The organism is Streptomyces eurythermus, from assembly GCF_014649115.1.
GTDB classification, from domain to species: domain Bacteria; phylum Actinomycetota; class Actinomycetes; order Streptomycetales; family Streptomycetaceae; genus Streptomyces; species Streptomyces eurythermus.
In genome coordinates, this window is the sequence record NZ_BMSK01000044.1 from 1 (window position 1) to 15,119 (window position 15,119).

Consider the following 15,119-nt stretch of genomic DNA (forward strand, 5'->3'; position numbering starts at 1 on the left):
CCCGCGGAGCGGGTACCCCATCGCTGCGCGATGAGCAAGCGAACACCCACGCTGCGCGTGGGTGTTGCGCTCCCGCTCCGCGGGAGCGCTGGCGGGACGCTGCGCGTCCGCGCACCTGCCTTGCTGTGCAAGGCAGGTGAGGCTCCGTCCGCTGCGCTCCCGGAGCTGCCGGGGGTTCGGGGTGGCCTGCGCTGCGCTCCAGCCACCAGGTAACGCTGCGTTCTCAGGGTCGGATCCCTGCTCGGGTCAGCCAACGGGCCTGCGGCCCGAGCACCTATAGAAACGGGGCCTTGCGTGGTCTGGTCACGACTGTCAACAGGCCACGTGGCCTCGCCCGAAGTCGGCGCGACTGGGGTCTGGCTGACTCGTGAGTTGGGTGACGGGCCCTCAGGCGGGAGCGTGACTGCGGGTGTTCAGCTTGTGCGGGGCAGCGTGGTGCACGGGCCGGCCCGTTGTGGGAACGGCGAGGCGCCGCAGGGCGAGGCTCGCGGTGGCGAGCAGTACGGCGAAGACGGCCAGGAGGAGAATGGACGCCCACATCTGCCGGCTACCCGGAGCCTGCCAGCCGGTCCAAGCCGCGGACCCCGTCCACAACAGGATGGCTGCAGCGTAGAAGGAGCGGATACAGCGCAGTTGCCGTTCGGCCCGCAGGAACTGGATGCGTTCGGTCTTCGGTGCCATGCGGCACCGTGTACCCCGATGCGTGATGCCCATCAGGGTCGATCGGACGGGATCTCGTGGAGGGGTGTCGCGAGTCTGCCTCTCGATGTGATGCAGCATGTAGCATTGGCGTATCGTGGGGACACCCGGTGGCAAGGAAGCCGGGGAACACAATAGCTCGGTACTTTGCGCAGGTAGCGGCTGATCACCTGGATACGGGTCGGGCTGAGCGTGGCGGTGGTCGTCGTGCTTGGGGAGGGGCGGGATGGCGAGCTGGTACGTGCTGGTGGAGCGGGTCAAGTACGGGGAGTGGAGCCTGGTGGACAAGATCTCCGTCGAAGGCGGGGAGGAGGAGGCTCTGGCGCGCGCTGAGGAAACTGCTCGTACCCGTACTCCGTGGTACAGCACCGACTCCAGCCAGTGCGGCCGGCTGGTCTTCCGCACGTCGCCGACGAGCTGGCTTGTGGAGCTGACCGAGTCGTCCTGGAGCAAGGGTGAGAAGTCTCCGACCACGTACACCGAGCACCTGAACATCCGCGTGGCCGAACTCGTCCACGTGCAGGAGCTAGTCCCTGCCGAACCTCCCAGGAAGGGCCGCTTCGGCCGGTGAACGCAACGCGCTTTCTCACCGTCGCACGGCAGGAAGCTCCAGGGAGTGCGTGTGATGAATGATCGCGGGCCTTCGCCTCTCGGCCCGGACTCCCCTTACAGAGACGCCTCGATCTACGTGGACGCTGCGGCAGCCCCGCGGGTCGTGGCCCGGCTTCGAGACGCCCTCGGTCTCGAGGGCAACGGTAGGGAGCTGACCGTCGGGCCGCTGCGCGTGGAAGGCGAGCCCAACGACTACGCCACAGGCCGGCACGCACACCCCTCCGACTTCCTCGAGTGGCCGACCGTGCTGGAGTGCGAGGCCCACGTGGGAACGCCGGCCGAGGTAGTGCGGGCCGTCACGGTCGTGCTCGAAGCACTGTGGCACGGTGGCTTCAAGGCCATAGCCGCCTGCGACTTCGAGGAGGAGCTGCCCGCACGCGGCGGGATCGGCAGGTACCCCTACCCCGTTTCTGCCCCCGACGTGCCCGCGGTCTCTTAGGGCACGGGCACGTGGCGGAAGAACCTGATGTCACCCGGAAAAAGGAAAGGTCGAAATCGATGATCAGCCTCCGGGAACATCAGCTGACCCAAAAAAGGGCCGTTCGGGAATGGGTCAGAGTTTTTGCAAGGTCTTCTGTGCCTGCTGAGGGGGCGCGGGGCACGCTGGTGTCTGCCACAGGATCCGGTAAGACGATCACGGCGGCCGCGAGCGCGCTGGAGTGCTTCCCGGGCGGGCGGATCCTGGTGACCATGCCGACTCTGGACCTGCTCGCGCAAACCGCCCAGGCGTGGCGGGCGGTCGGCCACCAGGCGCCGATGGTGGCGGTGTGCTCGCTGGAGAACGACCCGGTGCTGGGCTCGCTGGGGGTGCGCACGACCACGAATGCGATCCAGCTCGCCCTGTGGGCTGGGTCCGGACCGGTGGTCGTGTTCGCCACGTACGCCTCGCTGGTGGACCGTGAGGACGTCGACGCTCCCGAGGGCCAGCGGAAGGTTCGCGGGCCGCTGGAGGCCGCTCTGGCGGGCGGAGAGCGGTTGTACGGGCAGCGGATGGCGGGCTTCGATCTCGCGATCGTGGATGAGGCACACGGGACCGCTGGTGATCTGGGGCGTCCGTGGGCGGCGATCCACGACAACCAGCGGATCCCTGCCGACTTCCGGCTCTACCTCACCGCCACCCCGCGCATCCTCGCCGCGGCCCGGCCGCAGAGGGGTGCGGACGGCCAGGAGGCGGAGATCGCGAGCATGGCCGACGATCCGAACGGGACGTACGGCGCGTGGATCGCGGAGCTCGGGCTGAGCGAGGCGATCGAGCGGGGGATCCTCGCGGGGTTCGAGATCGACGTGCTGGAGATCCACGACCCCTCCTCTGTGATCGGGGAATCGGAGGAGGCGCGGCGCGGCCGGCGTCTGGCGCTGCTGCAGACCGCGCTCCTGGAGCACGCCGCCGCGCACAATCTCCGTACGGTCATGACGTTCCACCAGAAGGTGGAGGAGGCGGCGGCGTTCGCGGAGAAGCTGCCTGAGACGGCAGCCGAGCTGTACATGAACGACGCCACGGACGAGGACTTGGCCGTCGCCGACAAGCTGCCGAAGTCCTCCATCGACGCGGAGTTCTACGAACTCGAGGCAGGCCGCCACGTCCCGCCGGACCGGGTGTGGTCGGCGTGGCTGTGCGGCGACCACCTCGTGGCCGAACGCCGGGAGGTGCTGCGCCAGTTCGCAGGCGGCATCGACGCGGCCGGGCGCCGGGTGCACCGCGCCTTCCTCGCCAGTGTTCGCGTGCTCGGGGAAGGCGTCGACATCACCGGCGAACGGGGAGTCGAGGCCGTCTGCTTCGCGGACACCCGCGGCTCCCAGGTGGAGATCGTGCAGAACATCGGCCGCGCGCTCCGGCTCACCAAGGACGGCAGCACGAAGGTGGCGAGGATCATCGTGCCGGTGTTTCTGGAGCCGGGCGAGGACCCGACCGACATGGTCGCCTCCGCCTCGTTCCGTCCTCTCGTAGCCGTCCTCCAGGGTCTTCGCTCGCATGATGAGCGACTCGTCGAGCAGCTTGCTTCCCGCGCCCTCACCAGCGACAAGCGCAAGGTCCACGTGCGGCGCGACGCGGGAGGACGGATCGTCGGAGTCGGCGGCGAGGGCGACGGCGACGGCGAGGACCAGGAGCACGGCGCCGACGCCGCTGCCGAGTCGGCCTTGCTCCATTTCTCCTCTCCCCGGGACGCGGCGGCCATCGCTGCCTTCCTGCGCACCCGGGTCTACCGGCCGGAGTCGCTGGTGTGGCTGGAGGGCTACCAGGCCCTGCTCCGGTGGCGGAAGGAGAACCAGATCACCGGCCTCTACGCCGTTCCCTACGATGTCGAGGTCGAAGTGGGGACGACGAAGGCGTTTCCGCTTGGCCGATGGGTCCACCAGCAGCGCAAGGCGCTGCGGGCCGGTGAGCTGGAGGAGCGGCGCAAGACGCTGCTGGATGCTCCGGAGGCCGGGATGGTGTGGGAGCCGGGCGGGGAGGCGTGGGAGAGGAAGCTCGCCGCGCTCCGGGCCTATCAGCGGGCCACGGGGCATCTGGCGCCGCGGCAGGACGCGGTGTGGGACGACCCGGTCGGCGGCGGGCCGGTGCCGATCGGGCAGCACATGGCCAACCTCCGCCGCAAAGGGGGTCTCGGGAAGGACCCGAAGCGGGCGGAGGAGCGCGCGGCACAGCTGGCCGCGATCGACCCGGACTGGAACTGCCCCTGGCCGCTCAACTGGCAACGCCACTACCGCGTCCTCGCCGACCTCGCCGCCGATGAACCCGACGGCCGGCTCCCCGACATCCAGCCCGGCGTGCAATTCGAAGGCGACGATCTCGGGAAGTGGTTCCAGCGACAACGCCGCAGCTGGCCGGAGCTCTCCGAAGAACAGCGGCAGCGGCTCGCGCGGCTGGGCGTAACGCCCGCCGAGCAGCCCGCCCCAGCTCCGGCAGCCAAGGACGGTGGGAAGACGTCAGCCTTCCAGCGCGGTCTGGCCGCCCTCACCCAGTACATCCAGCGGGAAGGCAGAACCGTCGTTGGACGGGCGCACGTTGAGGAGCTGCCGGACGGTTCGGTGATCAAGCTGGGTGTGTTTCTGAGTAACCAGAAAGCCAGGCGTGACCGGCTGGATGCGACGCAGCGGGCCGCCCTCGCCGAGTTGGGCTACGTCTGGGCTGCAGAACAGTCCGGGCGCAGCTGACGTTCGCCGATGGGCCGCGCGTCGCCCCTTACCGGATGGGCCGATAAGCCGTTTGGTTCTGTATGCAGGATGCTGGGCGGGGTGGAGCGAGGGTGCGGCGGCCTGAAGTCGGGTCGGTGGATGTGCTGTTCCGGGCTGCGGGCGGGGCGACGGAGTGTTCGAGGTGGTCGTCGGCGGCCGGCGAGGTGGTTTTCAAGAGCTGCCCGCCGCTGAAGCCGTTCCCGGTCCGCAAGGGCAAGCGGCTGGCACCGGGCTGGTGGTGGTCGGCCACGACCGGACGGGCTGGTGCACTACGGGTCCGCGGCGATGCGGCTGCACGTGATGCTCTTCGACCGTGACCCGCGTGTCAGCGGTATGGCTGCCCGGCCGCTTGAACTGCGGTGGCATGGGTCGAGCGCGGTGCGGTCGCTTGCTCCTCAGCTGATGCTCCGGCTGGCCGATGGCCAGGGGGTGCTCGCCGACTGCACGGGGAGAGGGGAGCTGTCTCGGCGGCAGCGGTCTCTTGCTGCGGTGGTCGGAGAGGTCTGTACGGCGGCGGGCTGGCGGTACTGGGTGCTTGGGCCTGTCGATTCGGTCTACCGGCGCAATGTGACCTGGCTGGCCGGATACCGGCATCCTCGGCACGACGGTGGTCGGTTGCTGGCTGCCGTGTTGCAGGAGGTGTTCGCCGAGCCGGCGCCGTTGTGGGAGGGCGTACGCAGGGTCGGGGATCCGCTGGTAGTGCTGCCCGCGCTGTTCCATGCGCTGTGGGCGGGGCGGCTGGCGGCGGACCTGGGGGCGCCGGTGCATGAGCGGATGCTGGTGTGGGCGCAGGCGGCAGTGTGAGGGCGGGTAGCGGAGTGCCGGGCAGGCCGGTGGTGGAGCTGGGGCGCCAGGTGCGGTTCGGGGGGTGCCTGGACGGTTGGGGCTCTTGCTGACCGGTCAGGTGCGGCTGGTGGTCGAGGGCGGTGAAGTAGCGGCGGTTTTGCTGGCGCTGCTGTTCGCCGATGTGGGATTCGAAGTCCTGGACGCGCCAAGAGTGCCCAGGGTTCCGGCGCTAAGCTTGCTGGAGTCGTTGCCCGAGACGGTGCGGGAACGGGCTCTGGCGTGGGAGCGGCATGTGCGGGAGGTGGAGACGGGGCGGCCGGACGGAACCGGTGCAGTAGGTCCTGCGCGGGCGGAGTACGACCCGCAGACGCGGGCGCCGGCGCAGCGCGAGGAGGCGAAGGCGTCGGAGCTGTCGGCGGCCGGCATGCCCACCAGCGCGGTGACGGTGCGGCGGATGCGGGCCCGCTGCCGGCAGGACGGGGTGTGGGGACTGGTGGATCACCGGGCCACCCGGCCGCGGACGGCGCTGGGGCGTGCGGACGAGCGGGTGGTGGCCGCCCTGCGGGGAGGTGCTGGAGGCCGGGCGGGAGCGCTCCAGCGGGATGCTGGGACGGCTTCGGGTGTACACCGAGCGGCTGCTGGCCGAGCAGTACGGGCAGGGGGTGGTGCCATTGTCCTCGAGTGCGGCGTTCAACCGGCTCGTGCACGCTCTCGCCGATGGCCGCGGGCTGCTGGGCAGTGCGCGGCAGCGCCGTTGGCGCTCAGCGAGGCCGGCTCCCCGTTCGTCCCGACGACGGTGATGGTGCCGGGTGAGCTGGTGATGATGGACAGCACGGTGCTGGACGCCTTCGTGGTGCTCGGTGCCGGGGTGGTGGAGCGTCCGGAGCTGACCATCGCCCCCGATGTGTCGTCGTCTCGGTGGTCTCGGGCCGCCGTGGAAGTTCTGGACGCCGACGCCATCCAGGCCGCGCTGCCCACCCGGCGGTCTCCGGCGGGGCGGCGGCGGACCGGATCGCCGCCGCGCTCGGCACCCCCAACGTGATCGGCGAGGAGGCGGCCGTGACGGCGGTCGTGGTGCGCCGGTTCGTCGAGCGCGGTCCTCTGGTCGACCTGGGCGCGGCCTCGGACGGGACGCTGCATCATCCGGGCCAGGTCGATCAGGTCTGCCGGTGCGAGGACCTGGCGGAGCTGGTCGCCGCCGACACTCCGCTCGGGCCCGAGCAGGCGGCCGACCGGTTGGGGTGCGCAGGGTCGAGTTCGGCCACATGGTGCGGCTCGGGTGGGTGCGCTCCTCGCCGTCGGTCGAGGTTCGCTTCGGCACCAGCCGGGCCGGGGTCGTCGGCGTCGCGCTCTGCGCCACCGCCTCCGTCGACGCGATCCGGTGTGATCCCGGCGAGGCCAAGACCTGCGCCCGCGACGCGGCCGTCATCGCGGATGCCGCCCGCACCCTGCCCCACACTCTGCGCAGCCTCAGCCTGACCGGCGAGGTTCACCGCGGAGCTGACCATGCCGGTCGGCTTCGGCCAGGACTTCGCCGGGGAGGCCGACCGAACCTCCGACCGCATCCGCGGCCTGCTCACCCAGTTCCACCCCTGCCTCGAACGCGTCCTCGGCCCCCGCCTGGAGCACCCGGCCGTCACCTGGCTCCTGGATCGCTACGGCTCCCCGCGGACACTTTCGCAAGGCAGGCCGCCGCAGGCTCGTCGAGGTCGTCCGCCCGAGGGCACCGCGCATGGCCGAGCGGCTCGTCGACGACATCTTCACCGCGCTCGACGAGCAGACCGTCCCCGGCACCGGCACCGGCACCGGCACCGGCACCCTGGACGTGATCGTCCCGTCGCCGGCGAAGTCGCCGGCCGCCGTCCATGAGAACAACGCCGGGCCCCGGAGAGCAGGATCGCGGCACTGCTGGAGGCCCGCCCTCTTTCCCAGGTCATGACCTCGATGCCGGGCATCGGAGTCAGGACCGCCGCAGTCCTCCTGGCCACCGTCGGCGACGGCAGCTCGTTCCCGAGCGCCGCCCACCTGGCCTCCTGCGCCGGCCTCGCCCCGGCGAGGCCGGCGGTCGGGGACCTCGATCCATGGCGAGCACGCTCCCAGAGGCGGGAGCCGGCAGCTCAAACGCGCGATGTTGCTCTCCGCCTTCGCCGCCCTGCACGATGCCGCCTCCCGCGGCTCCTACGACCGCTGCCGAGCCCGCGGCAAAACCCTTACCCGGTCCCTCCTCCGCCTTGCCCGCCACCGCATCAGCGTCCTGTTCGCCATGCTCCGCGACAAAACCTTCTACGAACCCAGAACCCCACGCCTTGCTTGACGAAGGACACAGAGGCACCCCACCGGGCCCGGATAAGTGGCTTTTCACCTGAAGGAACGGTTCCATCCCGGTGTGCCCTCTTGACCTCACCTTACGGGTGTCGCCCCGGGCGGGCGGAGGGCCAGCAGGGAGGGCACGGCTTCCGGCGCGGCGAGCCGCAGCAGTCCGTAGCCGATGCCGGCGACCCCGGTCATCAGCGAGGGGCTGTGCACCCCGCTCGGCATGCCGCACACCCAGCCCCGCGCCTCCAGTGCGTCCAGGGTCACGGCGGCCTGCCGCAGTGCCGTGTCCGCCGCCGCCCCGCCCGCCAGGAGCAGCGGGTCCAGGTTGCCCAGGTCGCCGTGGCAGAGGGAGAAGTTGTGCCCGAAGCCGTCGCGGGCCACCGTGGCCAGGGCCACCGCGCGTTCCTGGCGCAGCCGGGCGTCGTCCAGCTCCGTGCACAGCTCCACGCGGGCCAGGGCGATGCCCGCCGCCCCGTGGCACCAGAGCACGGGGTGGGACGCGGCGGCACCGGGCGAGCCGTCGGCGCGTACGTCGCGCCAGTTGGCGGCCTCCGCGTCGAAGAGGGTCCGCTCGTACTCCAGCGCTTGGCGGGCGAGGGCGGCCAGGCGCTCGTCGCCGAGCAGGCTTGCGGCCCTGGTGAGTGCCCAGGCGATGCCCGAGGCTCCGTGGGCGAAGCCGGCCAGTGGCCGGCCGGCCGTGCCGGCCAGCGCGCGGGGCAGCCAGCCGACCCCGCCGCCGGGCTGCGGGGCGGCCCGGTGAGCGAGCCGCCCGGCACAGCGGGCGAGGGCGTCGGTCACCGCACCCGAGGGGTGCACCGCTGCCCAGGCGGTCAGCCCGGCGATGGTGCCCGCGCAGCCGTCGATGACGTCGAAGGACTCGTCCTCGGCGGCGGTGGCGGCGGCCCGTTGGACGAGGGTGCCGGCGAGCGCGGCCAGTGGGGCGTCGGGGCGGTGGGCGGTGAGGTGGGCGAGGGTGTAGAGGATGCCGCCGGTGCCGGTCAGGCCGCCGGTGAGCCGGTCGGCGCGGCGCCCGGCCTGGTGGCGGAGGGTGACGCCGGCGGCCCGGGCGGCGCTCTGGTACGTCGCCTCGCCCGTGCGGAGGGCGAGGTGGTGGAGGAAGAGGGCGATGCCCGCGGTGCCGCTGTAGAGGTCGGGGCCGAGTTCGGCCGGGGCCCAGCGGCCGGGCGGGGTCCGGTTGGGGCCGATCCAGGCCAGGTCGTCCGGTCCCCGGTAGGCCCGGCGCAGCAGGTGGTCGGCGGCCTCGGCGGCCTTGGCCAGGGCGCGGGCGCGGATCGCCCCGGGGTCCGGGGCCGGGGCCGGGGTGTCCGGGCGGGAGGTGGTGACCTGCGGGCGGGTCGGTTCGCTCGTGGCGGTGGCGGTGGTCACCGACAGGCGCAGGAGTTCGCGTTGGCGGGCGAGGTCGGCGGGGCCCAGGGAGTCGAGCTTGTCGAGCGCGGTGTCGAGTGCGGGCCGGTCGACGACGCGGGGGATGAGGGCTCCGGTGGAGGCGCGGGCGTCGACGCCGTCGGGGCGGAGGGTGAACAGGGGGACGTCGTTGTTCCACAGGTCGGCGCGTTCGTGCGCGAGGAAGGCGTCGGCGCTCTCCTCCCAGGCCGCCAGCGCCCACAGCCGGTCCAGGTGGCGGTCGTGGTCCAGGGCGTCGCGCAGCAGGTCCGGGTGGTCACCGGCGGCGAGCAGGCTGCGGTACTCCAGCGTGTCGCGGCGCAGCAGCCGGGTGTGGTCGGCGGCGAAGGCGCGCAGCAGGCGGCGCACCCCCGCTCTGGCCCGCGCCATGATCCGGTACGCCTCGGTGAACCCGGCGTCGAGGTCGTCGGCGAAGTCCGCCAGCTCCAGCGGCTGGTCGGCGGGCAGGGGGCGGCTGTCGACGCCCTTGAGGTTCATCGGCCGGTACGCGATGCGCATCCGGTCGGTGCCTTCGCCGTCCACGTACGGCACGGTGCGGGGCGGTGCCTGGTCCGGGTCCCAGCCGAGGGCCGACACGTCCGCGCCGCCGTTGCCGTCCTCGTCCCATACCCGCTGGGGCAGCAGTCCGGACCGGAGCACCGAGTGGGCGGCGTCGTGGCGCGCCAGGCGTTCGGAGGGGGACAGGTCCTTGGCGGGTTCGCGCAGGTCGGGGTGGAAGAGCGCCTCGCAGTCGACGAGTACGGGCTGGTCCCCGTGGGCGATGAGGTTCTGCGCGTGGCAGTCGACGGCGTCCAGTACGTAGAGCACGGCGGCGAGTGTCCCGGCGCGGTGGTAGAAGGCATGGAGTTCGGCCGCGTCCCGGCAGTGCCTGGCCGGCACGTGGGCCACCCAGCCGTAGCCGTCTTGGGGCAGGTGGGTGACCTCCAGCAGCGGCAGCCGCAGCCGGGTGTTGAGCCAGCGCAGCAGGTCCTGGAAGTGAAGGTCGACGTCGAGCGGGCGGGGCTTGTAGACGATCCGGGTGCCGTTGTCGAAGCGCAGGGCGGTGACGGTGGCGCCGCCCCGGTGGGCGTCGCCGAGGCCGGTGCGTATCTCGGTCAGGCGGCCCAGGGGCAGGCCGGGGGAAAAGGTGCGGCAGACGTCGGGCAGGTCGGCCGCGAGGCGGCGTACGAGGGCGAGGTGGGTGTCGGTCCACTGCTCGGCGGCCACCGTGAGGCGGCGGGCCAGGACCGGGTACTCCGCGAGGATCCGGACGGCCCGCGCGGGGTCGGCGAGGCGGCGCACGAAGTCGCGGTAGCGCTCCTGCGGGGTGGCGCCGGTCAGTTGGCCGGTGAGCCGGGCGACCTCCAGTTCCACGATCATGGTGCGTACGGCCATGGCGTGGGCGGGGGCGGTCAGGGACGGCAGCAGGTGAGCGGTGATCTCCTCGGGGGTGCCCAGCGGGGTGGGGCCGAGGGCGGCGATGCCCCCGCGCAGCCGGTCGCGGGCGGCGGTGAGCAGCGGGGCGACCAGGGTGGCGAAGGCGTCCCGGTCGGGGATCTCGACAGCGGGGGCAGGCGGGGGGTTTTCGAAGACGGCCGCCAGGTGGCGCGCCCACGGCTCCTGGGCGCCCAGCCGTTCGGCCAGGGCTTCGGCGGGCTCGGTGAGCAGTTCGCGCAGGAGGCCGGGGTCCAGGGAGTCGGCTGCCAGCCGCCTTTCGAACCAGCCGTCCTGATCGAACGGGCGTTGCGCCCGCCAGCGGGCCAGTACGCGCTCGGCGCGCCCGCCGAGGAAGGCGTCGGTGACGGTGGCCCGGCCCCGGCGGCTCAACGGGACGGCGCGGGCGGCGGCCAGGCGCAGCGGGGACGTGTCCACCACGGCGGTACCCCCTCGGGTCGGCGCACACCGCGCGCCGCACCCCACAGGGGATGCGGCGCGGCGGGCGGTCGGGTCAGTAGCTGCACATCCGTGCGCAACTGGAGTAGGACTCACAGGTGTTGGCCGCCTGCCCCGCGGACACGTAGACCTCCTCGGCCGGGTTCCCGGCCGGATGGTCCCCGAACTCCCGCGTGAGACTCAGCCGGAAGTCCTCGTCCTTGAGGGCACGGACTCGCTCTGCCGTGGACAGCACGGCGCCTCCCCTGCTCAGTTGGTGTCTCCGCATGGCCGATCGGACGGCTCATCATGACAGCGGGGCCCTCACCACACCAGGGGTGCGGATCACGGTTTCGCCGACCGCTCGTCCACCCGCCCGGGGCCGCACCGACGCGCACCGTCAGAGCACCACCCGGTGGTGCGTGCGCGGCCATCGGCCTCCTGAGCGGCCCGTACCGCGAGGAGCGGCACGCCTGTCACGCGCCGCCGCGTGCGGTACTTCGTACGGGGCCACAGGCGCCAGGAGTGGTGCAAGCCCTCCTGCCGCAACCGGGCCCACACCGCCCGCCACTGCCGACGGCGGCACGGGCCCGGAAAGGACGCGGGGCCGCCTCCTGGGCGCCAGGCCCGGCCCGCCCCGCCGGCCGGCCCCCGCGCCCAGCGTGGGGCGCGGGGGCCGGCGGGGCGCCGGGGCCAGGCGAGGCGCCGGAGGCAAGGCGGGGCGCCGGAGGCAAGCAGGGCCCGGCGGCACGCGGGGCCCCGGGGTCAAGCGAGGCCCGCCGGCACGCGGGGCCCCGGGGTCAAGCGGGGTCCCGGGGTCAAGCGGTTCTGGGTTCGGGGACTCGGTGGGCGCGGATGATTTCGGCGTAGCGGCGGCCGCTGCTGTCTTGGACCTTGCTGTAGCCGTCCAGGAACTGATCCCCGAGGACCTCTGGGATCAGGTGGAGCTCACCGAGTTCGCCGAGGTTCGCAAACGTGCGGCTCGGTACGGATGGCGAAGTTCTTTGTTGCCACGGGTGTGCCCTTGTCTCGCGTGCTACGCCCGGCCCGACACCAGCGGCGTGCCGGGCAGGGGTAGCCGTACGCGGGCTCAACTTGCGGCGAACCGCTACCGCAGCCGCCCGGACACCGGCAAGATCAACCTATGGACCCGAGTGAGCCGCCCGCCCCTGGGGACGAGGCCAAGGAGACCGCCTCTGGGGACCAGGGCGAGGAGACCGCCTCCGTCACCGAGAGAGCGAAGAGGTGGCGCAGCAAGCGCAAGAAGATCATCAAGGGCGTCGGCATCGCCGTCGTGGCGGTCGCCGTGTCCGGCCTGGCCCTCCTGCTCGCCAAGGACTACCGCCCCACCGACGAAGAGGAGACGGAGGAGCCAGCCACCTCCGGCATGGGTTTCTCCGGGCCTGAGCCCGCGGACGAGCAAGGCGAAGGCCTCTCCCCGGAGCGGCCCATGTCCCCGCAGCACGTCTCAGGACACCTGATGAAGACCAACGGACAGCCCAGCGAGGCGGCCAAGGCTGCCTACGCCGAAGCGTACGCAGCGGGGCTCGTCGAGGAACCTGAGATTCCGCCTGGGTACACCTGGCGCCAGGACTACGAGCGGTATGGAGAGGACGACGAGAACTAGGGCTCGCCGATCTCCTGCGCTCACCCAGACCTCGAACCGCCCGAACCGCGCTGCGTGAACCCAGGACAACCGGGACCGGCCCAGTACGACCAGAGGAGCCCCGTGAACGACACCGTCCGCTCGTTGGCCTCCCGCCTCCACGACCTGCTCGTAGAGCACTCGCTCACACGAGTGTCCAGCGGCCCACCCGCGCACGTCGGAGCGGCCCTCGAAAAGACCAAGCCGATCGCCGAAGGCGCCGCGCGCCTCGGACCGGACGCCATGTGGATAAACGCGGTCATCTACTCCACCCTCGCCACCGCCGGCCTGCGGGGCAACAACCTTCGGGTGGCCCTCCTCAGCCTGGAGATCGCGGTGCAGGCGGGCTACAACGACTGTCTCCAAGTGGCCTCGTCCGCCATGAGCCCCCTTCACCACCATGACCGGTTCCGGGCGCTCTACCAGCGGATGCTCATCAGCCAGGCCGACCTCGACGAGCTCCGCCGGCAACATCAGGAGCTGCAGTTAATGGCGCGCGACCTCGAACGGGCGAGCACGGACAACATCACCCGCCGTGACACCCACATACTTCGCCTGCCGCAGGCACCGATGCCCACCCGGGTGCCCGACACGCCTGGAATCCTGGCCGCCCGCCTGGAGGTCCAAGCAGCGCAGAGCGCGCTCCAGAACTTCGCCCTGGAGGCCGAGATGTCGCGGGCCGCGAACAACATGACCCTCAGCATGATGGACAGCTGGGACTACGGTCAGGCCAGATGCGACGCCTGGAGCGCCGACGCCGTGGAAGCGCACGTCCGGAACGCGGGCGCGGCCCGCGCCTATGTCGAGCCGCCCGGCCTGAGCCATGCCGTCGTGCACTGCCCCCCCTTCGGATCGTGAGTTACCGGTCCGGCCGGTTGAGCAGGTACCGGGCGGGCGGGTGGTCAACGGCTGCAGCCAGGGCTGAAGCCCCTACCGGCCCAGCCGCAAGGGCCCTTGCCGAGGAAGTCGTTGGCCCCGGTGACCGGCTGGTGGACGACCCTCGCGTACACCGCCCGCGGGCCGGGTGGGGCGGTGGGCGAGCGCGAGGGTGACGTCGTAGCCGAGGCCGAGGGCCTGGCACATCCAGTGGTCGGCGTCCCAGAGTTCACCGCGGTGCGGGTGGAACGGGTGCAGACAGTAGGCGGCGGTGGCGTCGCCGGCTCCTGCGGCGTGCTGCCACCACCACAGTGCTCCTTCCGGCTTCTTCGCGAGGTTGAGCAGGCAGCCGAAGTGCAGGGCGCCGGAGCGTCTCCCTACCGGCCCGGGCGTGGGGGAACGGCGCGCGCACCCGTGTTGAACTGCGACGTGGTGTCGTGCCGTTGTCCGTGGGGGTGTTTCATCGTCCGCGGCCGGGTGCCGGTGCGTTCGGGACGGTGAGGATGGGCCGGTAGGTGGTGGTGTCCTCGGGTTCGCCGACGGGTCGGCCCTCGGCCTCCACCCAGGCGTGGGCGCCGAACGGTGAGGTGCGTACTCCGCTGCACCAGGTGGGCCAGTGGCCTCGCATGCGGCACAGCAGGGCGGTGGCCAGGGAGCGGGGGAGGCAGTAGCGGCCCGAGCACAGGGTGCTGACGGCGGTGACGTCCCGCCGTGCGCGCAGGGCCTCGTCGTAGCGGGCGGGCCTGGCTCCTCGCCGGGCCAGGCCCAGTACGGTACGGATCCGGCGCGGCGGCAGGCGGGCGAGGAGCCGGGCGGCGGCGACGGCCGTGTGGGCGGTGATGCGGGTGCCGAGCCCGGGGCGGGTGCCGCCGGTGTCCAGGATCTGGCTCACGAGTCGGTCACCAGCTTCTCCTGCACCAGGTGGGCGACCAGTGCCGTGACATCGGCGGTGGCGCGCTCGGGGGTGACCGGCCGGGTGGCCGCGAGCCGTTCGGCGATCTGCCCGGGCGTGGCGCCCTCCAGCAGTTCCTTCATGACGAAGGTGCCGGTGCCGTTCAACTGCCAGTAGCGCCCGGCGCGTTCGTCGAGCAGGACCATGCCGTCGTCGGTGGCGCAGGCGGTGACATCATCGCGTAGTCGGTGCACTGTTCATCTCCCTCGTCCCGTGCGGGGTGTGCTGGTGCTCCAGGCTGCGCAGCCACGCCTCCACCCCGAGCGTGGTCTCCAGTTCCGCGGTCTTGCCGGTCAGCAGCTGGGGTGAGAGCAGGGCGCAGCGCAGTGCGTCTTCGTCGGCCAGTCCGGCGGCCACCAGGCGGGAGTCCTCGGCCCAGGCCGCGAGCGTGTGCCGGTTGCGGCGCAGGCCGCCCTGCCACTCGTGTCCGAAGTGGTCCTTGGTGGTGCGGCGCAGGACGGTCTCGGGCACCAGGCCGTGCATGGCGGCGGCGAGGAGCGGCTTGTAGGACCAGGGGCTCGTGGCCTCGTGCGGGCGGGCGGTGAGCGCGGCCGCGATGATGGCGTCGTCGCAGTACGGGCTGTGATACGGCAGGGCGGCGAGCTGCCCGCAGTGGGCCAGGTGGCCGGCGAGCCGTCCCCCGCTCTGCGCGCCGGCGAGCCAGGTGTGCCGCCCGCGTTCGCGGTGCAGCGGCTCGGTGGCGTCCCTCGCCGCCGCGAGCAGCCGCTCACGGCACAGCCGCACGGCCTGCTCGCTCGCCCAGGGCGGAAGATGCGGGCG

13 protein-coding genes and 1 pseudogene are annotated in these 15,119 nt (G+C 72.3%); 8 read left to right on the forward strand and 6 right to left on the reverse strand.

Annotation, left to right across the window (positions count from 1 at the left end; translation table 11 throughout):
- Nucleotides 1–387: 387 nt before the first annotated feature.
- Nucleotides 388–681, reverse strand: a complete 294-nt coding sequence (locus IE251_RS40170) for a hypothetical protein (RefSeq protein WP_189757882.1) — start codon at nt 679–681, stop codon at nt 388–390.
- A 244-nt stretch (nt 682–925) separates the two neighbouring features.
- On the opposite strand from IE251_RS40170, the gene IE251_RS40175 reads away from it, so the two are divergent.
- The 6 genes and pseudogenes from IE251_RS40175 to IE251_RS40200 form a co-directional block, all read left to right on the forward strand.
- On the forward strand, nt 926–1,270 hold the full coding sequence (locus IE251_RS40175) for a hypothetical protein (RefSeq protein ID WP_189757883.1): 345 nt from the start codon (nt 926–928) through the stop codon (nt 1,268–1,270).
- A gap of 117 nt (nt 1,271–1,387) precedes the next feature.
- The gene (locus IE251_RS40180) at nt 1,388–1,750 is read left to right on the forward strand and encodes a 1,4-dihydroxy-6-naphthoate synthase (RefSeq protein ID WP_194552784.1); all 363 of its coding nucleotides are present in this window, start codon (nt 1,388–1,390) and stop codon (nt 1,748–1,750) included.
- A 59-nt stretch (nt 1,751–1,809) separates the two neighbouring features.
- Nucleotides 1,810–4,467 (forward strand): DEAD/DEAH box helicase, encoded by a 2,658-nt coding sequence (locus IE251_RS40185; protein ID WP_189757885.1) that lies wholly within the window; start codon nt 1,810–1,812, stop codon nt 4,465–4,467.
- Between the two features lie 306 nt (nt 4,468–4,773).
- On the forward strand, nt 4,774–5,292 hold the full coding sequence (locus tag IE251_RS40190; RefSeq protein WP_229897168.1) for a TnsA-like heteromeric transposase endonuclease subunit: 519 nt from the start codon (nt 4,774–4,776) through the stop codon (nt 5,290–5,292).
- A 736-nt stretch (nt 5,293–6,028) separates the two neighbouring features.
- Complete coding sequence (locus tag IE251_RS40195; RefSeq protein WP_189757886.1) at nt 6,029–6,316, forward strand: hypothetical protein; 288 nt, start codon at nt 6,029–6,031, stop codon at nt 6,314–6,316.
- Nucleotides 6,317–6,662: 346 nt separating this feature from the next.
- Nucleotides 6,663–7,588, forward strand: a pseudogene (locus IE251_RS40200) (transposase); the annotation flags it as partial.
- An 86-nt stretch (nt 7,589–7,674) separates the two neighbouring features.
- On the opposite strand, the gene IE251_RS40205 reads toward IE251_RS40200, so the two are convergent.
- Both IE251_RS40205 and IE251_RS40210 read right to left on the reverse strand, forming a co-directional pair.
- Complete coding sequence (locus IE251_RS40205) at nt 7,675–10,869, reverse strand: type 2 lanthipeptide synthetase LanM family protein (RefSeq protein WP_189757887.1); 3,195 nt, start codon at nt 10,867–10,869, stop codon at nt 7,675–7,677.
- 73 nt (nt 10,870–10,942) lie between these two features.
- A complete protein-coding gene (locus IE251_RS40210; protein ID WP_189757888.1) occupies nt 10,943–11,122 on the reverse strand; it encodes a hypothetical protein in 180 nt (59 codons plus the stop codon).
- Nucleotides 11,123–12,010: 888 nt separating this feature from the next.
- On the opposite strand from IE251_RS40210, the gene IE251_RS40215 reads away from it, so the two are divergent.
- Nucleotides 12,011–12,493 (forward strand): hypothetical protein, encoded by a 483-nt coding sequence (locus IE251_RS40215; RefSeq protein WP_189757889.1) that lies wholly within the window; start codon nt 12,011–12,013, stop codon nt 12,491–12,493.
- A gap of 102 nt (nt 12,494–12,595) precedes the next feature.
- Nucleotides 12,596–13,369: a hypothetical protein gene (locus IE251_RS40220; RefSeq protein WP_189757890.1), complete on the forward strand. Its 774-nt coding sequence runs from the start codon at nt 12,596–12,598 to the stop codon at nt 13,367–13,369.
- 478 nt (nt 13,370–13,847) lie between these two features.
- Here the strand turns inward: IE251_RS40220 and IE251_RS40225 are convergent, their stop codons facing one another.
- From IE251_RS40225 to IE251_RS40235, 3 genes are all read right to left on the reverse strand, one after another.
- Nucleotides 13,848–14,279 (reverse strand): lasso peptide biosynthesis B2 protein, encoded by a 432-nt coding sequence (locus IE251_RS40225; protein ID WP_189757891.1) that lies wholly within the window; start codon nt 14,277–14,279, stop codon nt 13,848–13,850.
- Nucleotides 14,276–14,533 carry a lasso peptide biosynthesis PqqD family chaperone gene (locus tag IE251_RS40230; protein ID WP_229897169.1) on the reverse strand — a complete coding sequence of 86 codons (258 nt, stop codon included), beginning with the start codon at nt 14,531–14,533 and terminating at the stop codon, nt 14,276–14,278. Before IE251_RS40230 ends, IE251_RS40225 begins: the two co-directional genes overlap by 4 nt.
- On the reverse strand, nt 14,514–15,119 hold a 606-nt coding region (locus tag IE251_RS40235), incomplete at its 5' end, for an asparagine synthase-related protein (RefSeq protein WP_234470008.1). The genes IE251_RS40235 and IE251_RS40230, both read right to left, overlap by 20 nt.